This is a genomic window from Dactylosporangium cerinum (assembly GCF_042653625.1).
GTDB lineage: Bacteria > Actinomycetota > Actinomycetes > Mycobacteriales > Micromonosporaceae > Dactylosporangium > Dactylosporangium cerinum.
Map to the genome: position 1 here is coordinate 39,960 of NZ_JBHSIU010000039.1, position 26,696 is coordinate 66,655.

Annotated in this window: 18 protein-coding genes and 1 pseudogene; 9 read left to right on the top strand and 10 right to left on the bottom strand. The window is 69.9% G+C overall.

Annotated elements, in window-relative coordinates:
- Positions 1-22 precede the first annotated feature (22 nt).
- The 6 genes from ACFPIJ_RS28655 to ACFPIJ_RS28680 form a co-directional block, all read right to left on the bottom strand.
- Complete coding sequence (locus tag ACFPIJ_RS28655; protein ID WP_380119261.1) at positions 23-3,157, bottom strand: efflux RND transporter permease subunit; 3,135 nt, start codon at positions 3,155-3,157, stop codon at positions 23-25.
- Between the two features lie 30 nt (positions 3,158-3,187).
- Positions 3,188-3,652, bottom strand: coding sequence for an efflux RND transporter periplasmic adaptor subunit (locus ACFPIJ_RS28660; RefSeq protein WP_380119263.1), 465 nt, complete (start codon positions 3,650-3,652; stop codon positions 3,188-3,190).
- A gap of 32 nt (positions 3,653-3,684) precedes the next feature.
- Entirely contained in the window at positions 3,685-6,909 is a 3,225-nt protein-coding gene (locus ACFPIJ_RS28665; RefSeq protein ID WP_380119266.1) for an efflux RND transporter permease subunit, read from the bottom strand.
- A gap of 221 nt (positions 6,910-7,130) precedes the next feature.
- A complete protein-coding gene (locus ACFPIJ_RS28670) occupies positions 7,131-7,628 on the bottom strand; it encodes a hypothetical protein (protein ID WP_380119269.1) in 498 nt (165 codons plus the stop codon).
- 246 nt (positions 7,629-7,874) lie between these two features.
- Positions 7,875-9,245: a sensor histidine kinase gene (locus ACFPIJ_RS28675; protein ID WP_380119271.1), complete on the bottom strand. Its 1,371-nt coding sequence runs from the start codon at positions 9,243-9,245 to the stop codon at positions 7,875-7,877.
- Positions 9,238-9,930, bottom strand: coding sequence for a response regulator transcription factor (locus ACFPIJ_RS28680; RefSeq protein WP_380119363.1), 693 nt, complete (start codon positions 9,928-9,930; stop codon positions 9,238-9,240). The genes ACFPIJ_RS28675 and ACFPIJ_RS28680 overlap by 8 nt, the downstream gene beginning before the upstream one ends.
- Positions 9,931-10,056: 126 nt before the next feature.
- Between ACFPIJ_RS28680 and ACFPIJ_RS28685 the strand changes: the two genes are divergently transcribed.
- From ACFPIJ_RS28685 to ACFPIJ_RS28695, 3 genes are read left to right on the top strand one after another with little or no spacing between them, the layout of a single operon-like run.
- Positions 10,057-10,737: an ABC transporter ATP-binding protein gene (locus ACFPIJ_RS28685; RefSeq protein WP_380119274.1), complete on the top strand. Its 681-nt coding sequence runs from the start codon at positions 10,057-10,059 to the stop codon at positions 10,735-10,737.
- Positions 10,730-11,437 carry an ABC transporter ATP-binding protein gene (locus tag ACFPIJ_RS28690; RefSeq protein ID WP_380119277.1) on the top strand — a complete coding sequence of 236 codons (708 nt, stop codon included), beginning with the start codon at positions 10,730-10,732 and terminating at the stop codon, positions 11,435-11,437. The genes ACFPIJ_RS28685 and ACFPIJ_RS28690 overlap by 8 nt, the downstream gene beginning before the upstream one ends.
- Complete coding sequence (locus ACFPIJ_RS28695; protein WP_380119280.1) at positions 11,437-14,103, top strand: ABC transporter permease; 2,667 nt, start codon at positions 11,437-11,439, stop codon at positions 14,101-14,103. Before ACFPIJ_RS28690 ends, ACFPIJ_RS28695 begins: the two co-directional genes overlap by 1 nt.
- A gap of 709 nt (positions 14,104-14,812) precedes the next feature.
- Here the strand turns inward: ACFPIJ_RS28695 and ACFPIJ_RS28700 are convergent.
- Positions 14,813-16,780, bottom strand: coding sequence for a heavy metal translocating P-type ATPase (locus ACFPIJ_RS28700; protein ID WP_380119365.1), 1,968 nt, complete (start codon positions 16,778-16,780; stop codon positions 14,813-14,815).
- An 89-nt stretch (positions 16,781-16,869) separates the two neighbouring features.
- Here ACFPIJ_RS28700 and ACFPIJ_RS28705 point away from each other — a divergent pair, with 89 nt between their 5' ends.
- Both ACFPIJ_RS28705 and ACFPIJ_RS28710 read left to right on the top strand, forming a co-directional pair.
- Positions 16,870-17,259, top strand: coding sequence for an ArsR/SmtB family transcription factor (locus ACFPIJ_RS28705; RefSeq protein WP_380119283.1), 390 nt, complete (start codon positions 16,870-16,872; stop codon positions 17,257-17,259).
- Between the two features lie 120 nt (positions 17,260-17,379).
- A pseudogene (locus ACFPIJ_RS28710) lies at positions 17,380-17,589 on the top strand (integrase core domain-containing protein); the annotation flags it as partial.
- A 282-nt stretch (positions 17,590-17,871) separates the two neighbouring features.
- Here ACFPIJ_RS28710 and ACFPIJ_RS28715 read toward each other — a convergent pair.
- Entirely contained in the window at positions 17,872-18,564 is a 693-nt protein-coding gene (locus tag ACFPIJ_RS28715; RefSeq protein ID WP_380119286.1) for an alpha/beta fold hydrolase, read from the bottom strand.
- A gap of 459 nt (positions 18,565-19,023) precedes the next feature.
- Positions 19,024-19,725 (bottom strand): alpha/beta fold hydrolase, encoded by a 702-nt coding sequence (locus tag ACFPIJ_RS28720; protein WP_380119288.1) that lies wholly within the window; start codon positions 19,723-19,725, stop codon positions 19,024-19,026.
- Positions 19,726-20,008: 283 nt separating this feature from the next.
- Here ACFPIJ_RS28720 and ACFPIJ_RS28725 point away from each other — a divergent pair, with 283 nt between their 5' ends.
- On the top strand, positions 20,009-22,768 hold the full coding sequence (locus ACFPIJ_RS28725) for an ATP-binding protein (RefSeq protein WP_380119290.1): 2,760 nt from the start codon (positions 20,009-20,011) through the stop codon (positions 22,766-22,768).
- A 435-nt stretch (positions 22,769-23,203) separates the two neighbouring features.
- Here the strand turns inward: ACFPIJ_RS28725 and ACFPIJ_RS28730 are convergent, their stop codons facing one another.
- Positions 23,204-23,941 (bottom strand): sensor histidine kinase, encoded by a 738-nt coding sequence (locus ACFPIJ_RS28730; protein WP_380119292.1) that lies wholly within the window; start codon positions 23,939-23,941, stop codon positions 23,204-23,206.
- A 126-nt stretch (positions 23,942-24,067) separates the two neighbouring features.
- Between ACFPIJ_RS28730 and ACFPIJ_RS28735 the strand changes: the two genes are divergently transcribed.
- The 3 genes from ACFPIJ_RS28735 to ACFPIJ_RS28745 are packed head-to-tail and all read left to right on the top strand — an operon-like array spanning position 24,068 to position 26,278.
- Positions 24,068-24,340, top strand: coding sequence for a hypothetical protein (locus ACFPIJ_RS28735; RefSeq protein ID WP_380119294.1), 273 nt, complete (start codon positions 24,068-24,070; stop codon positions 24,338-24,340).
- On the top strand, positions 24,301-25,164 hold the full coding sequence (locus ACFPIJ_RS28740; protein ID WP_380119296.1) for an integrase core domain-containing protein: 864 nt from the start codon (positions 24,301-24,303) through the stop codon (positions 25,162-25,164). The genes ACFPIJ_RS28735 and ACFPIJ_RS28740 overlap by 40 nt, the downstream gene beginning before the upstream one ends.
- Before the next feature lie 58 nt (positions 25,165-25,222).
- Positions 25,223-26,278, top strand: a complete 1,056-nt coding sequence (locus ACFPIJ_RS28745) for a family 43 glycosylhydrolase (protein ID WP_380119298.1) — start codon at positions 25,223-25,225, stop codon at positions 26,276-26,278.
- Positions 26,279-26,696 lie beyond the last annotated feature (418 nt).

Below are 26,696 nucleotides of genomic sequence, written 5' to 3' on the forward strand. Positions count from 1 at the left end.
CACACCGGGCCGGCGCCCGCGATCACTCCGTCACAGTGGTGGCCACGGCGGGGCGCTCCTGCCGTCGCCCGCCGAAGCGCAGGTAGAGCGACGGCACGATGAACAGGTTGAGCAGCGTCGAGGTCAGCAGGCCGCCGAGGATCACCACCGCCATCGGGTGTTCGATCTCGTGGCCGGGGATGGAGCCGCTGACCGCCAGGGGAACGAGGGCCAGCCCGGTCGCGAGCGAGGTCATGAGGATCGGCGCCAGCCGTTCCTCGGCACCACGCAGGACCAGGGTCTGTCCGAAGGTCTCTCCCTCGGCCCGTTCCAGGTGCTGGAAGTGGTTGATCATCAGGATGCCGTTGCGGGCGGCGATCCCGAGGACCGTGAAGAATCCCACCAGCGAGCCGAGCGAGAGGATGCCTCCGGTCACGGTAGCCGCGAGAATCCCGCCTACCAGGGCGACCGGCAGGGTCAGCAGTACGAGCAGCGCGAGCCGCATGCTGCCGAAGGCGGCCTGAAGGATCAGCAGGATGCCGGTCACGGCAACGACCGCGAAGATCATCAGCTGCCGCTGGGCGCTCTGGCGTTCCTTGTACTCACCCAGCACCTCGGCGTGGTAGCCCAGCGGGAAGCTCACCTGTGCCAGCTTCTGCTGTACCTCACGCGCCACCGATCCGAGGTCGCGCCCGTGGACGTTGGCACCCACGTCGATACGCCGGGAGCTGTTCTCCCGCACCACGACGTTCGGCGTCGGGGTGATCCGCACCGTGGCGAGATCACCGAGGCGCACGCGGCGGCCGTCGGGTGCGTCGAGCAACAGGTCCTGGATGCTCGGGATGCTGTTGCGCGTCTCCGGCGTGCTCCAGACGTGCACCTCGTAGTTCTTCCCGTCGCGCCAGACATCACCGGCCTCCTCGCTCGCCACGAACGTGGCGGCCGCCCGGCGCACGTCACCGGGCTTGATCCCGTACCGTGACGCGACGGCGAGGTCCACCTCCACCTCCAGTTGCGGGATGTCGACCTGCAACTCCACCTTCTCGTCGACCACACCCTCGATCCCGGCGACGATCTGCTTCACGGCGGCGGCCTTCTCCCGCAGCACCCGGAAGTCGTCGCCGTAGATGCGCACGACGACGGCCTCGCTCGTGCCCGTCAGGACCTCCTTGGTCCGCTCTTTCAGGTAGGTCTGCACGTCGGTCTGCAGACCGGGGTAACGGTCCACCACCTGCTGGATGGCGGCAACGGTCTTGTTGTAGTCGACGGACGGATCGATGCTGACCCAGTTCTCGGCGAAGTTCATGCCGACCGGCTCGTCCGCCAGCGTGCCCTGGCCGATGTGAGCGCCGAAGTTGCGTACCCCGGGAATGGCCCTGAGCTCCCGACTGACCTCCTTGGTGATGCGGATCATCTCCTGCTGTGACGTGCCGGGCCGGGCCACCCAGTGCATCAGGAAGTCACGCTCCTGGAACGCCGGGAACAGCGATTGACCGAGGAACGGCAGTACCACCGTCCCGGCCGCCATCACCACGAGGACGGTGGCGTACGCCGCGACCGGGCGAGGGATGATGCGGGCGAGTGCCGCTCTGTATCCGCGCTGCAGCCAGCGCACCACCGGCGAGTCGTGGCGCTCGATCGGCGTTCTGGCCAGCAGGATCAACGCCAGCGCCGGGGTCACCGTCAGCGCGATCAGCATCGAGGCCAGGATCGCCAGCCCGTACGAGAACGCGAGCGGCCCGAAGAACGCTCCGGTCAGTCCGCCGAGCAGGAAGATCGGGATGATCGACACCAGGATGATGAGCGTGGCGTGGATGATGGGGCCGCGCACCTCGAGGGACGCGTCGAGGATGATGGCGGCGGTCGACCGGTCGCTGCCCTCGCGCCGGTGCTGGCGTATTCGCCGCACGATGTTCTCGATGTCGATGATGGCGTCGTCGACAAGGACCCCCAGGGCGATCACCAGCCCCGCCAGGATCATCGTGTTGACGGTCGCTCCGGTGGCGTCGAGCACAAGTCCCGCGGCGACCAGGGACAGCGGGATCGTGATGATGCTGATCAGCGCCACACGCCACTCGAAGAGGAAGAAGAGCAGGATCAGGGCGACGAGGACGAAGCCGATGATCATCGCCCTGGTGAGGTTGTGGATCGACGTCTGGACGAACGTCGCCGGCCGGAAGAGTTCGGTGTCCACCTTGAATCCCTGCAGGCCCGGCTCCATCGCCTTGAGCGCCTCCTCAACTCCCCTGGTCACCTCCAGGGTGTTGCCCCACGGGAGCTTCTCGACGACGAGCATGAGGCCCAGGTCGTCGTCGATCACCGCGTCACCGTTCATGAGGGGCTGGCGGTCCCGGACGATGTTCGCCACGTTGCCCAGCGTGACGACCCTGCCGTCCTCCTTGATGTCCACCGGCATCTGGGCCAGGTTCTCCGGCGTCAGGACGGGCATGAGGTGGCGGACCGTGAGCCGCTGGGACGGCGTGTCGACGAATCCGCCGGTGCCGATCTCGTGGCCGCTCGAGTGCTTCAGCATGCCCACGTCGAGGGCGTCGGAGGCGGCCTCCATCGTCTGCAGCAGCGACACGTCCTGCTCCTGCAGCTTCCTGGGATCGGTCTGCACCTGCAGCACCGACCAGCGGTCTCCCCAGATGGCGACGTTGGCAACCCCGGGAACCCGCATCAGCCGGGGTCGCACGGTCCAGTAGGCGGCCAGCGACATCTCGATGAGCGACTGCGTCGAGGTGTCCGGGGTCGACATGCCGATCTTCATGACGCGGCTCGTCGACGACAGCGGCTGGATCATGAAGGGTGAGTTCGCCCATCTCGGCAGCGCCGGGGTCACCGCCGTGATGCGCTCCTGCACCAGCAGCCGGGCGCGCATGAGGTCGGTCCCCGGCTTGAAGATCATCACCACCTGCGACAGCTGCGAGACCGACCTCGAACGCATCACGTCAAGGCCCTCCACCCCGTTGAGCGCCTGCTCGATCGGGATGGTGACCAACGACTCCACGTCGGCCGCGGACAGCCCGGTGCACAGGGTCTGCACCTCGACCCGCGGCGGCGCGAACTCCGGGAACACGTCAACCGGCATGTCCCGGACCTGCACGACGCCGAAGAACATCATCAGCGACGCGAGGACAACAACGAGGTAGCGGAGCCGCAGACTCGTGCGGACCATCGAGCGCATCATGGCGAGCGTCCTTGTCCGTCACTGGCCGGCGTTGAGCTCGGCGCCGTACAACTCCGCGGCGCCCGTCGTCACGACGGCCGCGCCCACCGGCGGGCCGTCGGACAGCACGACCAGGTCGCCCGCGATGTAGTCCACCGTGATGCGCTGCCGGACGTACGTCAGCTGCTGGGGCGCGGTGTAGACCCAGGTGCCGCCGCTCGCGTCGTAGAGCAGCGCCGCGTACGGCACGACCTTCCGGGCCACGCCGGGGCCTCCGGGCACCCGCGGCGGCACGGTGGACTCCTGCACCGCGACCGTCCGGACGACGAGCCGGTCGGCCGCCTCCCGGGTCAGGGTCACCCACCTCGTGCCGCTGCTGTCGAGGCTGCTGACCTGGGCGGCCTGCGCCCGCTTGTTGGTGGCCGCCGGGTTTCCTGAGCATCCCGCGAGGGTCACCGCCGCGACGATCAGGACCGCCGCCGTCCATTGCTTCCTGTGTGACATGTGGTCCCCCTGGTGTCTGGGCGAGTGTCGCCTCATGCCGAGGCGGGGCTTGGGGCTGCCGCCGGCTGCGTGCCGGACGGCCGCTCCGGGTCGGGTTGTGTGACTGCGTCGGGCCGCGGATGCCTGGCGAACCGCAGGTAGAGCGCCGGTAGGAGGAACAGGCTCACCAGCGCGGCGGTGACCAGTCCGCCGAGGATGATCGCCGCCAGTGGCTGCGCGGTCTCCAACCCGGCATGAGCACCGGCGACGGCCATCGGCAGCAGCGCGAGCCCGGTGCCCAGCACGGTCGTCACGGTCGGCGCGAAGCGGTCCCGTGACCCGCGCACGACGACGTCCGGGTCGAGCCGGCCGGCCTGTCGTGTGAGTTCCTCGTAGTGTCTGACCTGCAGGACGGCATGTCGTGTGACGACCGCCAGCACCGTGAGGACGCCAAGCAGCGACACCGTCGACGTCGCGCCCCCCTGGGCGACCGCGACATACACCGCGCCCGCGAACGCCACCAGCAGCAGCAGCAGGAAGACCACGGACGCGAGCCGCCAACTGCCGAAGCAGGCCTGCAGGATGAAGAAGATCGCGATCGCTACGCCGATCGTGTACATCAGGCCGAGCCGCTGCGCGTCCTGCCGTGCCGTGGCGTCGCCGAGGACCTCGAGGTGGTGCTCCCGAGGGAACGTCACCGACCGCAGGCGGCGCTCGGCGTCACGCGTCACCGCGCCGAGATCACGTCCACGGACGTCGGCGACCACGTCGACGTACCGCGACACCTCGTCGTGCTTGATGACGCTCGGGTTCGGCCGGATGGCCACGTCGGCCACGTCGCCGAGGCGTACCTGGCCGCCGGTCGGCGTGTCGAGCATGAGCTCGCGGACGCTCGTCAGGGACCGGCGAGTGTCGGGGGTGCCCCACACCACGACGTCGAACACCTTCTGCTCTTCGAACAGGCTGCCCGCGGTGGTGCCCGAGACGTACGTGGCGGCGGCGCGGCGCACGTCACCGGGCTTGATCCCGTGGCGGGCGGCGGCGGCGATGAACACCTCGATCTCCATCGTCGGCTCGGTCGTCGGCACGCTCGCATGTGGCGCGACGACGCCATCGACCCCGGAGAGGATCCGCGTCACCTCGTCGGCCTTGGCCCGCAGGACCGTGTAGTCGTTGCCGTAGACGCGCACGACGAGGGGCCTGTCGGTGCCGGTGTTCACCTCCTGGACGCGCTGGTCCGGATACGCCGACACGGCGCTGTCGAACCCCGGGTAACCCTCGACCACCGCCCGGATCAAGCGCACGGTCGTGTCGTAGTTGGCCGCCGGATCGACAGTGATCCAGAACTCGGCCGCGTTGATGGCGTTCAGCTGCTCCGACGTCGAGGCACGACCCACGTGCGAGCCGACCGCGCGGACGCCGGGGACGGTCCGCAGCTCGTTGCCGGCCTGCGCCGTCATCCGGTTCATCTCCGGCAGCGACGTGCCGGGCGCCGCGGTCCAGTGCACGAGCAGGTGCCGGTCCTTGAGCGGCGGCGTCAGGGGCAGGCCTCGCAACTGCGGCAGGATCGCCAGGCCGGCGAGCAGCACCAGGCCGACCATCACGTAGGACAGCACCGGCCGGCGGACGAGCCTGCCGAGCACCGCGGCGTACCAGCGCTCCAGCACCCGGGCGACCGGCGACTCACGCGGCGGGAGCACACGCTTGGCGAGCAGCACCATGGTCAGCGCGGGGGTGACGGTCAGGGCGACCACCATCGAGGCGAGGACCGCCAGCAGATAGGCGAACGTGACGGGCCGCAGGAACGCCCCGGTCACCCCGCCGATCGCGAGGAATGGCACCACGGAGGCCGCGATGATCGCGGTGGCGACGAGGAGCGGGCCGCGCGTCTCGGCGGCGGCCGCGACGACGGTCGCCGTCAGCGGTTGGTCACCGTGCCGGCGCCTGATGGCGTACAGGTCCACGATGGCGTCATCGACGACAACGGCGACCGCCATCACCAGCCCCGCGAGCATCATCAGGTTCACCGTCAGGTCGAACGCGGTCAGGACGAGCACCGTCGCGGCGACGGACGACAGGATCGCCACGATGCCGATGACGGCGGCCCGCCAGTCGAACAGCAGCGCGCCGGCGATCAGCAGCAGCACGACAATGCCGAGCACGGCCGTCCTGGTGAGGTTGCCGAGGGCCTGTTCGAGGAAGGTCGCCTGGCGGAAGACCGTGGTGTCGATGTCGACGCCGGTGAGACCGGGGCGCATCGCCTGGAGAGCGTCCTCCACGTCGCGGGTCACCGCGGCGACGTTCGTGCCCGGGAACCGCTCGACCACCAGGATCAGGTTCGATCCACCCTTGATCCCGGCGTCGCCGATCAGCGGCTGGTGATCCTCCACGATCTGCGCCACGTCGCCGAGCCGGACCGACGGGCTCTGCGCGTCCTGTACGGTCACCTGCGCCAGGTCCTGCGCGGTCTTGATCGGCGAGGTGTGCTGGACCTCGATCCGCTGGTTGGGCGTGTCGACGAATCCGCCGGTGCCCGGCGTCGACGCCTCGACGAAGGTCAGCGGCGACACCCACAGCGCGTTTCCGGTCGTGCGGACCACCTGGTCGAGGGTCACCTGGTGCCGGCTCAACTGCGCGGGATCCACCAGCACCTGGAGCTGCCGGTCACGCAGTCCGAAGACGGCGACGTTGGCCACGCCCGGAACGCCCATCAGGCGAGGTTTGACCTTCCACCGCGCGAGCACGGACATGTCGATCAGCGACAGATCCTTCGAGGAAAGCCCGATCATCATGAGCCGGCTGGTGGACGACAGCGACTGCACCACAAACGGCGGTTTTGAGGCCACCTGGGGCAGCGCGGCGGTCATCGTGAGCCGTTCCTGGACAACCTGCCTGGCCTGGATGATGTCGGTGCCGGGCTCGAAGATCAGCTCGATCGACGACAGCCCGGGAAACGAATTGGAGCGGATTCTGCTCAGCCACGGAAGGCCGTTGAAGAACTCCTGCTCCATCGGATTGGTGATCAGTTGTTCGACCTCTTCGGCCGAGAGCCCCAGCGCCTCGGTCTGGACCTCGACCCGCGGCGGCGTGAACTCCGGGTATGCCTCCACCGGTCGTTTCGAGAGTTGACCGAATCCAATCACCAAGAGTATGAGGGCAACGAGCAGCACCAGCCGACGGAACTGCACGCTCGAGCCAATGATCCACCGTGTCATTGCGCACGACCTTTCGGCGCATCTGCTGTCGGAATCGTTTCTTGCGGGACGGTTTTTGGGCACGTCGGCTACCGGGCACGTCCCGGCCCGGTAACCGAAGGGGGTAATGCATGTTGTGTCCGCGCGGCATTTTCGGCGGGCACGGAAACAGTGCGTTCGGAGGTCCCCCGAGATCAGAAACAGCTGCTCAGCGCATGTGATCGCACCGCCAGACCCGCGCTCGGCCAGGTTGCAGGTTGCGGTATCGCGTTATGCCTAATCGCTACTCACAAATTGCACGTCTGTCAAGTGATGGAGTCGGATTCCGGCAATTGTGCAGGCGGGTCAACCAATTCCTCACCGGCGTCAGAAAATTCCCCGTCGCGGCCGGTCGGGCGATCTTCGAAAACGCTCTCCATAGCGTTCGCCTGGTCCGCCAGCATTATCCGCACATGTCGCCGAAATGACGCCAGGCTGCTGGTGAGACCGCGCTCGTCCCGCAACTGCCGCCAGATCTGCGCCACTGGGGCGCGGCCCAGCATCGCCTCGATGTAGGCCTGATGCGGGGCGATCTCGAGCCAGGTGATCCGGCGCAGTCTGGCGTCGGCCACCTCCGGGAACCAGATACGGGCCAGCGCCGTCCAGTCCTCGCGACTCAGCGACACGCGCCCCGGATGCAACCGCTTGACCTGCGCCGGCTGCAGGTACTTCCGGACCGTTTTCCGATCGAGACGCAGGCCCGTGGCGATCTCGCCCTGTGATTGACCGGCGTGCCAACGTACGAAGATCTCAGCAACATCCACGACAGTGAGCGTTCTGCGCCCCAACTGAAGTCCCCCGACCATCGATGTCCCCCGCTTGAGTATGGTCCGGGGCATTTGCGCCTTGTCAGTAAATTGATGTTTGTAAATTTATGAGGAATTTTCCGGTACCGGCGGAACGGCGCCGACCCTGCGACGATCCAACATTTGCCACGATAAATAGGTTGAATATAGGACAATTGGAGCTAGGTGATATCGAGTGCCGACGAAGTGTCGGGTGGGCGACAGTCAGTCGCCGGCCGCGGGCAGCCGCACCGCGAACCTCGCGCCGCCGCCGTCGCAGTCGTCGTCCCGGTCGGTAAGCTCCACGGTGCCGCCGTGGCGGGTGACGATGTCGCGCACGATCGCCAGGCCGAGGCCCGCGCCCCCGGTCCGGCGGTCACGCGCCTCGTTGAGCCGGACGAACCGCTCGAAGATCCGTTCCCAATCCGCCGCCGGGACACCCGGGCCGTCGTCGGTGACGGTCAACTCGACGACGCCGCCGGACTCCGACAGTGCGCACCGCACGACGGACGCGCCGTACCGCCCGGCGTTGTCGAGCAGGTTCATGACGACCCGGCGCAGCTGCCCGGCGTCGCCGCGGACCCGGCCACCGCCCACCTCAGTCACGTCGACCCGGACGTCACCACGGGTGTGCAGATCGAGTGCCGCGCGCAGTACCAGCTCATCGAGATCCACAATGGACGGTGCCGGGACGGGCACGGTCTCGTCGAGCCGGGCCAGGAGGAGCAGGTCGTCGACCAGACGCTCCAACCGGCCCTGCTCGGTCAGCCAGCCGTGGGCCAGCGCCGGCCAGTCCGCGGCGTCCGGACGCGCCAGGCCGACCTCCAGCCTGGTCCTGATCACGGCCATCGGACTGCGCAGTTCGTGGGACGCGTCGGCGACAAACGTGCGCTGACGGCGCGCTGACGCCTCCAGCCGGTCGAGCATCTCGTTCATGGTGCGGGCGAGCCGGTCGATCTCGTCACCGGTGCCGGGGACGGGCACGCGGTGGTCCAGCGCGCTGGCGGAGATCTCGGCGACCTGCGCGCGGATCGCCTCCACCGGGCCGAGGGTGCGGCCGACAAGACGCCACGCGGTGATCCCGACCAGCAGCATCGTCACCGGCACGAACCCGGCCATGAGCAGCGCGAGCGTGGTGGTGCTGTCCTGCACCGGCTCCAATGTCGCGGCGGTGTACACCACCGCAGGACCGCGCGGCGAGTCGACCCGCTGCACCGCGACGCGATGGGTCTCACCGTCACCGATGGGCGGGTTGCGGACGGTACGGATCGTCATCTCGGTCCCGGCCGGGATGAACGCCACGATCGGGCGGTCACCGCGGATCGTCGGGCTCTGCGTGACCACGACGTCGTTGATGACCACCTGGGCGACCGTGCCGTCGTCCTCACCGGCGAGGGTGGCGGGCAGCCGGTCGCTGCGCACCAGATCGGCGATCTCGACCAACCGGAGGCGGGCCTGCGCGTCGACGTTGTCCCGCATGGACACCTGCAGGAGCACCAGCACCAGCACCGCCGCGGCCACCAGGCCGGTGCCGACCACGCCGAGCGCGGTCGCGGTGATCCGCACGCGGACCGTGGCCCGGCCCACCTCAGCCACCGGACTGCTCGAACCGGTAGCCGACCCCCCGCACTGTGCGGATGGCGGCCCGGCCGAACGGCAGATCGACCTTCCGGCGCAAGTAGCCCACGTAGACCTCCACGATGTTGGACTCGTCGTCGAACGCCCAGTCCCACACCTCGTCGAGGATCTCCCGTTTGCGCACCACCGTGCCGGCGCGGCGCATCAGGAACTCCAGCAGCGCGAACTCCCGCCGGGTCAGCTCGATCTCCGTCGCGCCGCGGCGGCAGCGGTGCTCGGCGGTGTCGAGCACCAGGTCACCGGCGACGAGCGTCGGCGGCCGTTCCAGGCGGCGCCGGCGCAGCAGCGACCGGACCCGCGCGACGAGCACGATGAACGAGAACGGCTTGCTGAGGAAGTCGTCTGCCCCGGTGTCCAGCGCCTCCGCCTCGTCGAGCTCACCCTGCTTGGCGGTCAGCACCAGCACCGGCGTCCAGTTCCCGGCGCGGCGCAGCAGCGCGCAGAACTTGAAGCCGTTGACCCGCGGCAGGAGCAGGTCGAGCAGGATGAGGTCGAACTCCCGCTCCCGGGCCAGCGCGAGGCCGCTGGCGCCGTCGAGCGCTATCTCCACCGTGAAGCCCTCGGCGGACAACCCTTCGGCGAGGGCGGTCGCCAGGGCCTCCTCGTCCTCGACCACCAGCAGCCGCGCGGATCCCGCATTCATGATCACCTAGCCAGCTTCTTCGCGTGCTCTTACCGAGCAACTCGCATGCTGATTTCTCGGTGTTCGTGCCGAGCGTTCGCTGGCCGTCGACAGCAGCGAGCGTACCCCAACCTGAGGAGGCCGGGAATGACGGAATTCCTCGTCGAGGCCACGGGGCTGTACCACATCTACCGGGAACGGGACGTCGAGACCGTCGCGCTGCGCGGTGCCCGGCTGGCCCTGCGTCCCGGCTCGTGGACGAGCCTGACAGGGCCCTCCGGCAGCGGGAAGTCGACGCTGCTGCAGATCCTCGCCGGACTGCTCACCCCCACGGCGGGCGCGGTCCTGGTCGACGGCGACGACATGACCCGGATGACCCCGGACGAGCGGGCCCGCTGCCGCCGCCGGCGCATCGGTGTGGTCCTGCAACGCGACAACCTCCACCCGGGCCTCGACGTGGCCGGGAACATCGCGCTCCCGCTGCGCCTGGACGGCCAGCCGGCCGGCGCGATCCGCGACCGGGTCGGCACCCTCCTCGACGAGGTCGGCCTGGCGGACCGCCGCCACCGCTGGCCCGCCCGGCTCTCCGGCGGCGAGGCACAGCGCGCGGCGGTCGCCGTCGCGGTCGCCGCGCGGCCGGCGGTCCTGCTCGCCGACGAGCCCACCGGGGAGCTCGACGAGCGGTCCACCTCGGCGGTGCTCGACCTGCTGGAGGCCGCCCGCGCGGCGCACGGCACGGCGATCCTCACCGTCACCCACAACCCGGCCGTGGCCGAACGCGCCGGCCGCAGCCTCGTGATGCGCGATGGGGTGATCGGTGATGACTGAGCACGGCACCGCTGCGATCCGGGCCGTCGGGCTCACCCGCGTCTACCGGACCGGCGGCGGCATCCACGAGGTCGACCTCGACGTGGCACCCGGTGAGGTGCTCGCCGTCGTCGGGCCGAGCGGTTCGGGGAAGAGCACGCTGCTGTACCTCCTCGGCGGCCTCGACGACCCCGACGCCGGCCGGGTGCTCGTGGGTGGCGTCGACTGGCGCAGCCTGCGGAGCGCCGCGCGGGCCCGGTTCCGGCGCACCGCCTGCGGGTTCGTCACCCAGGGACTGAGCCTGCTGCCGCAGGCAACCGCCGCGGAGAACGTCGAGGTCCCGCTGGTACTGGCGGGCGTCGATCCGGCCGAGCGCCGCCGCCGGGTCGGTGAGGCGCTGGACCGCGTCGGCCTGCGCGACGAGGCGCCCAAGCTGCCCGACGAGCTCTCCGGCGGCCAGCAGCAGCGCGTCGCCATCGCCCGCGCGCTGGTGTGCCGGCCGGCGGTCATCCTGGCCGACGAGCCTACCGGCAGCCTCGACTCTGCCAACGCCGCCGCGATCACCGGGCTGCTCGTCGAGACCGCCGCCGAACTGTCCGCGGCCGTCGTCCTGGTCACCCACAACGCGGCCGTGGCGGAGCGGGCGCACCGCACGGTGACCCTGCACTCCGGCCGCTTCTCGCCGGACCGACCCGCGAACCGACCCGAAAGGACCCACTGATGCTCTGGCTCCTCGTCCACGGCATCCAGCACGCGCCGCGACGTCTCGTCCTCGCCGCCGTCGGGGTGGCGTTCCCGGTGGCCGTGCTCGCCGCGACGCTGCTGCTGGTCGACGACGCCTCGCGCGCGATGACCCGCACGGCGCTGGCGCCCGTGCAGGTCGACATGCGCGCCCTCGCCACCACGGTGAACGGCGACGGCACCGCCACCGCGCGCCTGCTGGCCGGCGTCGGCGGGGTCCAGCGGGCCGAACGCTTCGCGTCCGCGGCCGTGACCGTGTCGGTGCCCGGATCCGCCCCCCTCCCCGCGCGGCTCTTCGCCGTCGATCCGGAGTACCTCGCCCACCACCCGTGGGTGAAGATCACCGAGGGCCGGCTCGGCGGCGGCCTGCTCATGTCGCAGCCGTTGCGGGCGACCGCGGGCTTCACCGGCCCGGCCGCCGTCACCGTCGGCCTCCCGGCCGGGGGTGAGGAGGCCCCGCCGTCCGTGACGCTGCCCGTCACCGGCACCGCCGACCTGCGCGCCGCGACAACCTGGTTCGCCATCCCGTACGGCGACGCGCAGGGCGACATCGCAAGCGTCCCGCGGGCGGTCGTCGTCGACTACGCGACCTTCGAGCGGCAGTTCCTGCCACTGCTGCGCCAGGCGCAGGGTGCCCAGCCGGCGCTGAACCCGAGCACCACCGACCTGCCGCCGGTGACGCTGGAGACGCATCTCACCGTCGACCACAACGCCTACCCGGCCGACCCGGCACAGGCGTTGCTCTTCTCCAACCGGCTCCGTCGTGTACTCGAACAGCGCTCACCCGACATCATCGTGGCCGACAACGCCGCCGAGGTGCTCGACATGGCCCGCGTCGACGCGACCAACGCCAGGATCCTGTTCCTGCTCCTGGGCATCCCCGGCGCGCTCGTCGCGGCCGGTCTCGGGCTGGCCGCCGCCTCCGCCCTGGCCGAGGCGCAGCGGCGCGAGGACGCGCTGCTCGACCTGCGCGGCGCCACCGGGCGGCAGCTCGCCCGGCTCGCGGCGGCGCATGCGATCGTCGCCGGCGCTCTCGGCGCCGTGCTCGGCCTGGTCCTGGCCGCCCTCGCGGTCGGTGCGGCGACCGGGCGGCAGGTGTGGCGGGAGCTGCCGCCCGATCGGCTCGCGGTCGTGGTGGCGGTGGCCCTCGCCGGCGGTGCGCTGACCGTGGCGGTCCGCGTGGTGCCCCTGGTCCGGGCGGTCCGCCGCGGTCAGGTGGCGGTCGAACGCCGGGTGCTGGAGCGTGGCTGGGCCCCGGGATGGCGCCGGTCGCGGCTCGACCTGATCGCCATCGCCGTGGGCGCCTGCATCCTGCTGATCAACCTGGCTGCCGGCGGGCTGAAGCAGGTACCGATCGAAGGACAGACGCTGGCGCTGGCGTTCTACGTACTGCTGGCGCCGATCGCGCTGTGGCTCGGGATCAGCCTGCTCGCGGTGCGCGGGCTCAGCGCGCTGCTGACCCGCCGGACGGCACCGCAGCGCGCCCGCGCGCTGACCACCTGGACGGCGGCGGCGTTGCGCTGGCTGGGGCGCCGTCCCGCCCGCACCGGCGTCGCACTCGTGCTCGGCACGCTCGCCGTCGCCTTCGGCACCAACGTGGTGACGTTCGTCGCGACGTACCACGCGGCCCAGCACAACGACCGGCAGGCCGGCTTCGGCGCCGACCTACGCATCACGCCACCCGATGATCCGGCCCGCCTGGGCGGCCCCGCCACCACGCCGAGCCATCCGGACATTGCCGCGATCACCCCGATCCGGCTGCTGCCCGCCCGTGTGGGCACGGACCGCAAGAGCGTCCTCGCCATCGACCCCGCCACCTTCCCGCAGGCCAGCAGGGTCGCCCCGGAACTGCTTGACGGCGAGGGCGTTGAGGCGCTGCGGCGGGACCCGCAGGCGACGCTGGTCCACGCCGAGATCGCCGACGGTTTCGCGCTCGGCGTCGGCGACACCCTGACGCTAACCCTCTTCCCCGACGCGGAAGGCGACGCCCGCAACCTGAAGCTGCGCATCGCCGGCGTGTATCGCTCGTTTGCGCCGAACGAGCCGTTCAGCGAGCTGGTGATGAACGCCGCCGCGCTCCCGGGGCCGGCACCGGCACCCGACTACTTCATGGCGCGCGTCGTCCCGGGCCGGCCGCCCGCCGGGGTCGCGGCCGACCTGCGCGACGCCGTCCCCGGCCAGACCGTCCAGACGATGGACCAGAGCCGGCTGAACGAACAGCGCAGCCTCACCGCGCTTAACCTGCGCGCGCTCGGCCGGCTGGAGTCGGTCACGGCCGGGCTGGCGGCCGCCGTCGGGGTCGCCGTCCTGGGCGCGTTCCTGGTGCTCGAACGCCGCCGGGAGACCGCGATCCTGCGGGCCTGCGGCGCGACGACGCGCCAGATCCTCACCCCGCCGGCGACCGAGGGGGCGATCGCGACCGTGGGCAGCCTGGTGATCGGCATGCCGATCGGCGTCGGCGTCAGCGCCCTGGCCATCCGCATCCTCGGCCTGTTCTTCTCACTGCGGCCGCCGCTGCTCGTGCTGCCGGCCGGGACCCTGGCCCTGCTTGCCGGCTGCCTGGTCGTCACCTCGCTCGTCGCGCTGGGCGTCACCCTGCGCCGGGTCACCCGCGCCACGCCGGCCGCCGTGCTGCGTGAACCGTGAGGTTCAGGCCGCGCCCGGGCGGAGCCGGACGCGCCCGCACCAGCGGAGGACCTCGAGTGCGCCCCGGCCTCGAGGGTGTGGCCGGCGAGCGGGCGCGGCAGCAGCTGGTCGGCGCTGGCGAGCCGCCCCCGATCCTCCAGTTGCAGGTCCGGTCGGTGCACCTGCCGGCGCAGCACCCGCCACCTGATGCCGCAACACCAACAGCTCGACATCTTTGGCGCTGCCGTCGCGGGCGAGCGGGGTGAGCATCTGCAAGACCTGGCGTAGGAGCAGGTACACCAGCGAAGCCGTCATGACGTCGATCATCATCCCTGCCCGCGGTAGGCGTCGTACAAAGCCGCACGTCACAGGCCCGAACCGAATTTACGAGCCCGACAGGCAACTCGGCGCTGACGGGGTGAAGGCCGACCGGGTGAAGTTCGCGCCCGAGGACCAGACCTTCCTCGCCGCCCTTCTGGCGCCCCTGCCCCGCCAGGTGCTGCGCCGACTGCGGCTACTGGTACGACCGGACACCGTCCTGCCTGCTCGCACGCGTCCAGGCAGTCACTGGCCCGGACCTGCGCGACGCCGCCCAGGGACCGGCGCAGCTGCGCCAGTTGGGCGGCGTGGTCCAGGCCGGGGATCTTCGGCGTGCCGCAGCAGCAGCCGCGGCAGACGGTGACGGTGCAGGGTGCCGCCCCACCGTTCGGCGCCGCGCGGTGCTGGCGGCTCACGAGGCCAGGCCGCTAAGGGCGCGTCGCCAGGCGGCGTCGGCGAGCAGGCGCAGGCCGTTGAGGCCGACGAGGACGGTCGAGCCCTCGTGCCCGGCGACGCCCAGCGGCAGGGGCAGGTGGCCGAACAGGTCCCAGGCGACGAGCACGGTGATGAACGTACCGGCGATGACGAGGTTCGCGGTGACGAGGCGGCGGGCGCGCCGGGACAGGGCGATGACCGCGGGCAGGGCGGTGAGGTCGTCGCGGACCAGGACCGCGTCGGCGCTGTGCAGGGCCAGGTCGGAGCCGTGCCGGCCCATCGCCACACCGAGGTCGGCCGCGGCGAGGGCGGGCGCGTCGTTGACGCCGTCGCCGACGAGCAGCACCCGCCGGCCGTCGTGTTGCAGCGTGCGGACCCGCTGCACTTTGTCGGCCGGCAGTAGCCCGGCATGCACGTCGGTGATGCCGGCCTCGGCGGCGAGCCGGCCAGCCGCGCCGCGGTTGTCGCCGGTAAGCAGCACCGGCGACGTGCCGGTCACCGCGGTCAGGGCGGTCACGGTGTCCCTGGCGGCCGGGCGGATCCGGTCGGTGACGGCGAGGACACCGGCCGGAACGCCGTCGGCCGTGACGACGACGGCGGTGCCGCCGGCAGCCTGGACGGTGCTCGCGACGCTGCGGATCTCGCCGTGCCGTCCCTCGTCGAGCACGGCGGGGCTGCCGACCTCGACCAGGCGGCCGTCGACGATCGCGCGGACGCCGCAGCCGGGGGTCGAGGTGAAGTCGGCTGCGGCCGGGATGGCCAGGTGCCGGTCACGGGCGGCGGCCAGGATCGCGGCGGCGACTGGGTGCTCGCTGGCGTGCTCGGCCCCGGCGGCGAGCCGCAGCAGTTCCTCGGCGCTCACGCCGGCGACGGGGTGGATCTCCGCGACGCGCGGGGTGCCCTCGGTCAGGGTGCCGGTCTTGTCGAACGCCACCACGGTTGTGTCGGCCAGTTGCTCCATCACCACCGCGGACTTGATCAGCACACCGTGGCGGCCGGCGAGCGCGATCGCCGACAGCAGCGGCGGCATCGTGGCCAGCACGACCGCGCACGGCGACGCCACGATCATGAACGTCATAGCCCGCAGCAGCGTGGACTGCAGGTCGGCGCCGAACAGCAGCGGAACAATGAACAGCGCCAGGGTCGCGGCCACGACCCCGACCGAGTACCGCTGCTCGACCTTCTCGATGAACAGCTGGGTGCGGGCCTTCGTCGCCGAAGCCTCCTCGACGAGGGCCACGATCCGGGCGATGACCGACTCGCCGGCCTCCCGGTGCACCCGGGCGAGCAGGACTCCGGTGCCGTTGAGGGTGCCGGCGAACACCTCGTCGCCGGTGGTCTTGGCCACCGGGAGCGGTTCGCCGGTGATGGTGGCCTGGTCCACCTCGCTTGCGCCGTCGAGCACCACGGCGTCGGCGCCGATGCGCTCACCAGGCCGGACCCGGATCACGTCCCCGACGTGCAGGTCCGCCGTGTCCACGACGGTCTCCGCACCGTCGGCGTCGACCCGGGTGGCCCGATCCGGGGCCAGGTCGAGCAGGGCTCGCACCGAGTCGGCGGTCCGCGCTGTCGCGAACGCCTCCAGCGCGCCGGACGTGGCGAAGATGACGATCAGCAGCGCCCCGTCGAAGACCTGCCCGATCGAGGCCGCGCCGAGAGCGGCCACGATCATCAGCAGATCCACGTCGAGGGTCCGCGCGCGCAGCGCGCGGAGGCCGGCGAGGGCCGGTTCCCAGCCGCCCGTGGCGTAGCAGGCCAGGTACAGCGTCCACCACACCGGCGACGGCACACCGGCCAGCTGCGCCAGCCCACCGGCGGCGAACAACACCGTGGCCAGTGCCGCCCAGCGGATCTCGGGCAGCGCCCACAGCCGAGCCGGCAGTCGCCTCGGCGCCGGTGAGGGTGGCCGTATCGCGGTCGCGGCGGCAGGCGGGCTCGTTGTCAGGGTCACAACGAACCACGATACCTGCGTAATCACGTAGATAGCCAAACAGATGGGCAGATGAATGCGGTGGTTCGGGTTACGCTGGGCACATGCACACCTCGCTGCCCGACTTCCAGATGCCCGACGACGAGCAGGTCCACCTCGCCGCCGAGGGCTTCCGGATGCTGGCCGACCCGACCCGCATCAAGATCCTGTGGGCGCTGCTGCAGGGCGAGTCGTCCGTCGCCTGCCTCGCCGAACTCGTCGGCGCCGCCCCGACCGCCGTCAGCCAGCACCTGGCCAAACTGCGCCTGGCCGGATTCGTCCGTGGCCGCCGGGAAGGCACGTTCGTGCACTACTCCGCGGCGGACACCCATGTGCGGGCGCTGCTGGCGGAGGCGCTGTTCCACGCCGACCACACCGACCGCGACCTTCCCGACCACCCGAACGGGGATACCCTGCCGCACGCCCACGCCTCGGTCGCGGCAGCCGCTCGCTAGGTTTGTGCCGGATGGCGTCGCAGCTACCTGTGGCCGCGACGACACAGTCGGCATCTGCTACAAGTCCCGGCTCTGGACCGACACCTGCACCCAGCTCGGCGTCACGGTGAAGAAGACCCGCCCTACCGGCCACAGACCAACGGCAAGGTCGAGCGCTTCCACCGCACCCTGACCGACGAATGGGCCTACGCCAGGCCCTACACCAGCGAGAACGCCCGCCGAAAGGCCTTACGCGGCTGGCTACACACCTACAATCACCACCGCCACCACACCGCGATCGGCGGACCACCCGCCAGCCGCGTTCCCAACCTCTCTGGGCAGAACACCTAGGGTTGGTGACTCGGCCGGCACTGTTGGCCGGCGGACGTAGTCGGCGGGCGAGTGCGGCATGATCTGGTCGATGACGCAGACGCAGTAGAAGCCGACTACGACCGACAGCCGGCGCGACACCGTGGAGGGCTGGTAGTGACGCTCGTCCTGCAGCCAGCGCAGATAGCGCTCGATGTCGACCCGGACGGGAACGGTCGATGGACCGTCGGTATTTCCTCAGCTCAGGTCGCCAGTGCCCCGGCTCACGGTGGTGAGCCGGGGCACTGGCGACAGCCTGCGACGTCAGGACGTCGCCGTGGCGGCATCCAGGATCAGGTCCGCGACGGTCCCCGGTTGACTGATCATGACGACGTGGGACGCGGTCGGCACTTCGACGACCTTGCGGGCGTTCGCGCGGCTGTACATGAAGCGTTCGCACGCGGGTGGGATCGCCTTGTCCCGGCCGGCGACCAGCCCCCACGACGGGATGGTCCGCCACGCGGCGGCCTGGGTCGGGTAGATGAAGGAGTCCGCATCGAACGGCCGCTGCGTGGCCTGCAGGAGTCGGAACGTCGCCGTGGGAATGTCGGCGGCGAAGGCCGCCTGGCCGTCCTTGCTCAGGTACAGGTCGGTTCCGGTGGTGCCGTCGGCCTTCGTGTATGGGACCGGAACGCTCACGGGCAGTACCTCACTGCCAGGGAACTTGTTGATGAGATCCCCCTGCGTCTCGCCCACATCGGGCACGAACGCCGCGATGTAGACCAGAGCCTTGACGTTGCTCTTCCCGGCAGCAGCGTTGGTGATGACGGTTCCACCCATGGAGTGGGCCACCAGCACGACCGGCCCACTGATGGAGTCCAGCAGACTCCCGATGTACGGGGCGTCGGTGGGGATACCCCTCAGCGGGTTCGACGCCGCGATCGTCGTGTAACCCTCGCGCTGCAGCTTCGGGATGACCCCGTTCCAGCACGACGAGTCGGCGTAGCCGCCGTGCACCAACACGATGGTCGGCTTGATCCTCGCCCCCGGCCTGTCCGCCTGGGGCGTCGCGGCGGTCGCCGCCTCCGCCCCGAGCGGAGTGGCCATCAGCGCTGCCGACCCGGCCAACGCCGCGCCAGTCGCCAACACCTGACGGCGTGAGACATTCGATGCCATGGTGATCTCCATTTTCACTGAACTGTGCTGACGTGATTGGCGGCGCCACGCACCACGTGACGAGGCAGTCCCGCCCGCAGCCCGAAGGCGGACCAACCCTGGTCCACACCGGGCTGGGAGCCTGTCTCGACGCCTCCTTGATGACCTCGGCCGTAACCCGGGGGTTAGCTGGGCTTGTGCCGCCACGCCGGCTCGGTGACCGCACCGGCCAGCGCGCCGACCCCCGTGGCATCTCGGAGTCGGCCAGGAATGCGGCCTCGTCGGCTGGTAGGGGAGGCGGGACGGCATCTGGCGTGGTGTCTACTGCTGCGGGGTGCCGGCCGCGGCCTGCGCGATGAGGCTCGCCACCGCTTCTGGCTGCGAGAGGTAGACGGAGTGGCTGGCTGCGATCTCGGATACGGTGGCGCCGGTCCTGCGGGCCATGGCGTGCTGCGCCGGTGGCGGGATCATCCGGTCATCGGTGGCGACCAGGTACCAGCTGGGCTTGCTCCGCCAGGCGGGTTCGGTTACCGCGCCCTCCAGCGCGGCGACGCCCCACGGGACCTGGGAGTCGGCCATGAACGCGGCCTGTCCGGCCGGCAGGTCCGCAGCGAAGGAAGCCGGGAACTTCTCGCGGTCGAGGAAGAGGAACCCGTTTTGCGGGGGCAGGATAGGCGGTACCGGCGCGCCGGGCGGCGGGTCGGCGATGAGTGTGCTGACCGATTCCCCTTTGTCCGGGGCGAACGCCGCGACGTACACCAGCGCGGCCACGTTCGGGTGGGTGCCGGCCTCGGTGATGACCACGCCGCCGTAGGAGTGGCCGACCAGCACGACCGGTCCGTCCTGGGCGTCGAGGACCTGCCGGGTGGCTTCGACGTCGCCCTTCAACGACAGGGTTGGGTTCTGCACGATGCTGACTCGGAAGCCGTCCCGGCTGAGTGATTCATAGACGCCCTGCCAGCCGGAGCCGTCGACGAATCCTCCGTGTACGAGAACGACATTTTGTAGCGTAAATGTGCCCATGGTGGTCCCTGTTCCTCTCGTGAGTCCGGGGCAATGCCAGGACGGTAGGTCGCCCGTGCAGAGCGCCGCGTACGTCGTTTGACTTCAGTTCGTGACGTAGGTTTCTGGCAGGACAGCTCATGGGGAGGTCCAGCGAGCCGTTGCCATGGCGAGCGCAGTACACGCCGCTGACCTGGCGGTTCCTCCACACTGGGCAGGCATTGCCGGGACAACCGCGTCTGCTGTCGTTGGGTACTGCTACGGGCCTTCTGCGGGTCTGTCAGCGGCTGCGAGGATGGGTCTGATGTCGATCACTGTGAACAACCTTGGGCCGCTGCTCGGTCGGGACGCCGAGACCGAGCTGCTTGGCTCGCTGCTTGATGGAATCCGGGGTAGCGGCGGACCGCTCGTGCTGTACGGCGAGCCGGGAATCGGCAAGTCCCGGCTGCTTGCCGTGGCGGCTGCGGTTGCGCGCGAACGCGGCTTCACAGTGCTGAGCACGACCGGGGTACAGTCCGAGGCGCATCTGGCGTTTGCGGGCCTTCACCAGCTGCTTCGCCCGGTGCGTTTCCGCGCGGCGGACCTACCGGCGACGCAGCGTGCCGCGCTCGACGCCGCCTTCGGGCTGGCCCAGGAGCCGGCGCCGGAGCGATTCCGGATCGCGATGGCTGTTCTTGATCTGCTCTGCGAGGTGGCGACCGACGCGCCGCTGCTGGTCCTGGCCGAGGACGCGCAGTGGCTTGACCGCCCGACGACCGAAGTGCTCGCGTTCGTCGCCCGCCGCATACAGTCCGATCCGATCGTACTGGTGGCCGCCGCGCGCGAGGGTTATCCGTCTCCGCTCGTTGATGCCGGATTGCCACAGCACCGCCTCAGCGGTCTCGCGCCCGCCGACGCGATGACACTGCTGGACGCGTCAGCGCAGGAGCTCTCCCCGGTGATCCGTGACCGGCTGCTGAGCGAGGCCGCCGGCAATCCTCTCGCGCTCATTGAGCTGCCGATCACCGCGGCACGACTGGAGCCGATCGCGCCCGGCTCGCTGCCGCTCACGCAGCGGCTCGAACAGGCCTTCGCCGCCCGGGTGTCGGATCTGCCGGAGGCGACCCGGCTGCTTCTGCTGGTCACGGCGCACAGCGACGACGAGCGCGTCAGCGATATCCTCGAGGCCGCCGGCGCGGTTGCCGGGACCACGTTGGGGCTCGAGCTGCTCGAACCGGCGGCCGAGGCCGCGATCGTCGACCTTGACCTGCACACGGTGCGCTTCCGCCACCCGCTGATCCGCTCGGCGGTACGCCAGAGTGCGAGCCTGTCGCGGCGCCGTCAGGTGCACGAGGCGCTCGCCGAGGTACTGCGCGCCGAACCGGACCGGCGCGTGTGGCATCGCGCTGCATTGATCAGCGGCACGCATGAAGAGATCGCCAAGGAACTGGAGGAGGCAGCCGGCCGCGCGAGGCGCCGCGGCGCACTCGCGGTCGCGGTCACCGCTTTGCGGCGGGCAGCACAGCTGAGCCCGTCCAAGCAGCGCGTCCGGCGCCTGCTCGCCGCCGCGCAGCTCGCCTTCGAGCTCGGCCAACGCGACGTCGTCACGCCGATACTGCGGGAGGTGGAGCACCTCGATCCCGATCCGATCGAGCGAGCTCGCGCCACGTGGATTGAAGAAGTTGTCCACACGCGGCCACTTGGCGACGCGCCGCGTGCCGCAGGACTGATCGCCGCCGCCGAGCATGCGGGCAAGGCAGGTGATCACGACCTACAACTCGACATGGCCTGGCTTGTCGCCGTCCGGGCCTGGATGGTGGATCCGGTACCCTCGGCACGCAGAGTCCTTGTCGAAGCGGCGAATCGCTTGGGTGATCCGGAATCAGCCGACCTGCGGATCCTTGCGATCCAGGCCTATGCCGACCCGTTCGGGACGGCACCGGCAGTAGTCGAGCGCGTCCGCGCAGCCGCGGCCGATCTCCACCGCGATACCGACGCCGCCCGTCTCCTGGGCCCGGCAGCCGCGGCCGTGGGTGACTTCGATCTCGCTGCGAGATTCCTCGGTGAGGCGGTCGATGGTCTCCGGACGCAAGGACGGCTTGGGCATCTGCCGCGTATGCTCACGCTGCAGGGAAGTATGGCGGCGCAGGTCGCTGACTGGGCCGTGGCGATTCCCGCGGCAGAAGAGGCCAGGCGCCTGGCGACAGAGCTCGGCGAGCCGCAATGGATCGCAGCAGCGGACACCGTCGATTCGATCATCGCCGGGATCCGAGGCGATCCGGACGCGGCTGAGCGAGCTGCGGCCCGGGCCGAGCGTATCGCGGTGCCGACCGGGGCGAACATCACCGTCGCCTTCGCGCAATTCGGTCGGATCTTCGCCGCACTCGGAGCGGGCAGGCACTCCGACGCCTACGAGGTAGCCGAACGCCTCTTCGATCCGGCGAGTCCGGCACACCACCCGATTGTCGCGTGCTGGCTCATCGGCGATCTCGCCGAAGCTGCACTGCACACGGGTCGGATCAACGAAGCGCGAGCGCGCGTGAAGCAGGTCGAATCAGCAACCGGCGACATCCCGGGGACCTGCATCGCAGTAGGGCTGCTGCACGCACGCGCGCTACTCGCCCAGGACCCCCAGGAGGCCGCGGGTCGCTTCGAGGAGGCACTCGGCGCCGACCTCACGCACTGGCCGCTTCAGCGGGCCCGGCTCCTGCTCGCACACGGCCAGTGGCTACGGCGCCAGCGTCGAATCGCGGAATCGCGCACTCCGCTGCGGGACGCCCGCGATGCCTTCGACACGATGAGCTGCGCAGCCTGGAGCAACCAAGCCCGCCGAGAGCTTCGAGCGTCCGGGGAGGCCAGCCGCCGACGCGACCTCGCCGCCAGGGACCAACTGACCGCTCAAGAGCTTCAGATCGCCCAACTCGCCGCCCAAGGGCTGTCGAACAGAGACATCGGACAGCAGCTGTATCTGTCCCACCGGACGATCGGCACACACCTTTACCGCGTCTTTCCGAAGCTCGGGATTACCAGCCGCGGTGAACTTCGCTCTGCCCTCTCGGCGCGAACAGCACTGCGAGAACCGTAGGAGAACAGAATCGGCGCAAGTCCGGCGGCACGCTTGAAGCCGGCGACCAGCTCCACGGACCTCCTACACAAGAAACCAACCTGAGGTTGCGTTCCCGTCGGTATCCTGTGCCGGTCTCGCGCCCCGGCCGCCGGAGGAACCACTTATCCCTGTTCGCGGCACAGGCGCAGGCGGTGCCGACCGGCAGGAACGGCTGGTCGACCCGGTCCAGGCGCCAACCCGCGTGCGCCGGTTGCGGACGACAGACGTGCGTCCGCGTCCTGACCAAAGCCGCCGTGGCGGCGTGACGTGTGCTGAATGGTTACGTTTTCTCACTTGGGGAGAACTGTTCCCAGCCCCACACGGCCTGCCGCTGTCGTTGCCGCCCGCCGCGGCTCGCCAGTCAGCTCCCAACCGCCAGGCGGATGCTTGCCTGCGTTACCGCACGGCCGTCGTTCACACGCCGTCGATCGGGATCTTGACCAACAGCGTGGTCCCGTGTCCAACTGGGCTCACGATCTCCATGTGACCCCCGAGCGTCTCGACGCGGTCCTGCAGGCCGATCAGTCCGGACCCCCTGCCGGGGTCCGCGCCCCCGATGCCGTCGTCCTGAGTCAAGATCCGCAGGATCGCGCCCTCCACTTCGACGTCGACACGCACCACAGACGCGCGGGCGTGCTTGGTGGCGTTGGTGAGCACCTCGGACACGACGTAGTACGCGGCCACCTCGACACGCTCCGGCAACTGCTCGCCGATGTCCAGGTTGAGTTCGACCGGGACCCCGCTGCGGCGGGCGAGCGTCTTGAGCGCCGGGCCGAGCCCTCCCTTGGACAGGATCGCCGGATGGATCCCCCGTGCGATCTCCCGCAGGTCGTCGAAGACTCCGGTCAGGCCCTTCGCGGTCTGCGACAGCGGCTCCTTGACCGTGTCCAGTTCGGCCGGCAGTGAGGCCTCCGCCATGCGGAGCTCGAGGCAGAGCGAAACGAGACGTTGCTGGGCGCCATCATGCAGATCGCGCTCGAACCGGCGGCGGGCGTCGTCAGCGGCGGCGACGATCCGGGCGCGAGACGCGGTCAGCTGCGCCCGGCTGTCGGCGTTGGCGATCGCGGTCGCGACGAGTTCCGTGAAGTCAGCCAGGCGCGCCTCAGCCTCGAGCGGTATCGGCTCGGGCTTCGAGGACACGACGAGGGCCACTGCGGGTGCCGACAATGACGTCCGCCCTGTTCACGGTCACTTTGACCGCCACAACGAGATCTTGCGTTTGTCAACGTGCCCGGGTTTGTCGTACCGCTGACGACCGCTGGACGAGGATGTCTGGTTGTGCTGCTCCGACTGGCCTACCTCGGCGTGACCAACACGCTGGCGATGCTGCGCCTGCTGCCCATGAGCGACCGTGCCAAGGACGCTGAAATCCTAGCCCTCCGCCACCAGATCATGATCCTCGAACGCCAACTGGGCGGCGCGAAGGTGCAGTCACCCCCGCTGATCGGGCGTTGCTCGCCGCGCTGCTGCACCAGCTCCCCCGCGCCGTACTGCACCGGATCCGGCTACTGGTGCGCCCCGAAACCATGCTGCGCTGGCACCGCGATCTGATCGCCGCACGTCACGCCCGCATCTCCCGCCCCAAGCGAGCCGGCCGGCCACCCACGATCCGGTCCATCCGGCAACTGGTGCTCCGCCTGGCCCGGGAGAACAACGGATGGGGCTACCGGCGCATCCACGGCGAGCTGCTCGTCCTCGGCGTCAAGGTCGCCGCGTCGACCGTGTGGGAAATCCTGCGCGAGGCGGGCATCGACCCGGCACCAGAGCGAACCTCCACCAACTGGGCGGGATTCCTACGCTCGCAGGCCGAAACCATCCTGGCGGCCGACTTCTTCGAAACGGTGACCTTGACCGGCACGCGAATGTATGTCCTGGCCGTCATCGAGCACGCCACCCGCCGGGTACGGATCCTGGGCGCCACCGCCCACCCGACCGCCGCGTGGGTCACCCAGGCGGTACGCAACCTCGCCATGGACCTGCAGGACGCCGGCTGCCACGTCCGCTTCCTCATCCGTGATCGAGATGGCAAGTACCCGGCGCTGTTCGACACGATCCTCGCCGACACCGGCATCGAGGTCGTGCTCAGCGGCATCCGAATGCCCCGGATGAACGCGGTCATGGAACGGTGGATCCAAAGCTGCCGCCGGGAACTGCTCGACCGCACGCTGGTGTGGAACCAGCCGCACCTGCTGCACGCACTACGCGAGTACGAGCGGCACCATAACGCTCACCGACCCCACCGCGGCATCAACAATGCCCGACCGCTGTACCCGCTACCCGCCCCGATCGCCGACCCAGACGTGATCACGCACCTCAAAGTCCGCCGCCGTGATCGACTCGGGGGCATCTTTCACGAATACGAGCATGCTGCTTGACCTGCTCGGACGAGATTTTCGGCACCTGCACCGATGCAGATGACCGGGAGGACGAACCATGGCGAACCTTCGGCATGCCCTGATCGGGGGTGTGGCCCTTCTCGGCGTTCTCGTGCTCGCCCCGACCGGGACCGCCGACGCGGGCGCGACCACGCTCGGCGGCGCCGATCCCAGCGTCATCAAGGTGGGCGGCCTGTACGTCGCGGCGAAGTCGGTCGACGGCGGCATCGCCATCCGCACCGCCACCACACTCGCCGGCATCGCGGCCGCGTCGAAGAAGCAGGTGTGGCGCGACACCGGCAACCTCGGCGAGGTGTGGGCGCCGGAGATCGTCCACCAGGACGGCAGGTACCACGTCTACTTCTCCGCCGGTCGCAGCGCCGCCCACCGCATGTACCACATCAGCTCCGCGACCGCCGACTCCGGCTATTCGGCCGCCACGAAGGTCGCGCTCCCCGGCGACAAGTGGGCGATCGACGGGGTGCCGTTCACGTATCAGGGACAACGCTGGTTCGTGTGGTCCGGCTGGGCCGGGGGACACGAACGTCGAGCAGAACCTCTACATCGCCCGCATGACCGGCCCGGCCACGACGACCGGCGCCCGATACGTCATCTCCCAGCCGCGGGAGGCGTGGGAGCGGACCGTCGGCAACCCGTACATCAACGAGGCGCCGCAGCCGATTCTCGACCCGAACGGCCGCCTGCACATCGTGTACTCCGCCAACGGCAGCTGGAGCAGCGAGTACTGCCTCGCCGAACTGCGGCTGCGGGCCGGCGGCGACCCGACCTACGTGTGGACTGGTACAAGAGCAACGGCTGCCTCTTCGGCTCCTACGCGCCGAACATGATGACCGGGTGGGATGCCACGCTGTACGTCGACGGGCCGGGCCACCACACGTTCGTCCTCGAACGCGGGGACATCGCGACAAGCCCGCCGTCCGGCAACCGGTTCCCGACGATGCACCACGCGGTCGCCAAGGGCACCCCGTACTCGTGGTCCAACCGGTACTGGTACACCGGCACCGCGGTCTGGTGGGGCAACGTCACCTACCGCCGCGCCAACGTCCCCGGCCCCACCGCAGATCTCGGCTACGGCCTGAAGTTCTTCGAGTAGTCAGGTACCAGTGTCCTGCGCCGGAAATTCGCCTCCGAAATCGTGCGGGTGACTCGAGGATCTATTCGGCGGACCTGATTCAGATGAACGGTCGTGGGTTGCTGTTCCACGAGTCGAATTGCAGGTCCGGGTGATGGGGCCGTCGGGAAACTTCCCGGGAACTGAACGACGACGGGCTGGATCACACCTGCTGGCACTAGGCCAAACAGCTACATGGCTGTATGGTTTACAGCATCGCAGGAATGACGAAGATCGTCATTTTCGGCCGCACCTGTAGGCGTGATCTGGGTCACTCGAACCCGCGCCGACATGCCCGATTCGGGGCTTACGTGAGGTTTTTAATCGTACTGCCTATTAGCTCAGACTTAAGAGAGCTAAAGGTAGCGGTTCGTCTATCCGGCAAGGATGCATTCCCTCG

Coding starts and splice junctions, on each gene's coding strand:
- ACFPIJ_RS28745 (WP_380119298.1), top strand. CDS start 25,223: ATGGCGAACCTTCGGCATGCCCTGATCGGGGGTGTGGCCCTTCTCGGC.
- ACFPIJ_RS28655 (WP_380119261.1), bottom strand. CDS start 3,157: ATGGTCCGCACGAGTCTGCGGCTCCGCTACCTCGTTGTTGTCCTCGCG.
- ACFPIJ_RS28680 (WP_380119363.1), bottom strand. CDS start 9,930: ATGAATGCGGGATCCGCGCGGCTGCTGGTGGTCGAGGACGAGGAGGCC.
- ACFPIJ_RS28725 (WP_380119290.1), top strand. CDS start 20,009: ATGTCGATCACTGTGAACAACCTTGGGCCGCTGCTCGGTCGGGACGCC.
- ACFPIJ_RS28660 (WP_380119263.1), bottom strand. CDS start 3,652: ATGTCACACAGGAAGCAATGGACGGCGGCGGTCCTGATCGTCGCGGCG.
- ACFPIJ_RS28720 (WP_380119288.1), bottom strand. CDS start 19,725: ATGGGCACATTTACGCTACAAAATGTCGTTCTCGTACACGGAGGATTC.
- ACFPIJ_RS28685 (WP_380119274.1), top strand. CDS start 10,057: ATGACGGAATTCCTCGTCGAGGCCACGGGGCTGTACCACATCTACCGG.
- ACFPIJ_RS28705 (WP_380119283.1), top strand. CDS start 16,870: ATGCACACCTCGCTGCCCGACTTCCAGATGCCCGACGACGAGCAGGTC.
- ACFPIJ_RS28690 (WP_380119277.1), top strand. CDS start 10,730: ATGACTGAGCACGGCACCGCTGCGATCCGGGCCGTCGGGCTCACCCGC.
- ACFPIJ_RS28695 (WP_380119280.1), top strand. CDS start 11,437: ATGCTCTGGCTCCTCGTCCACGGCATCCAGCACGCGCCGCGACGTCTC.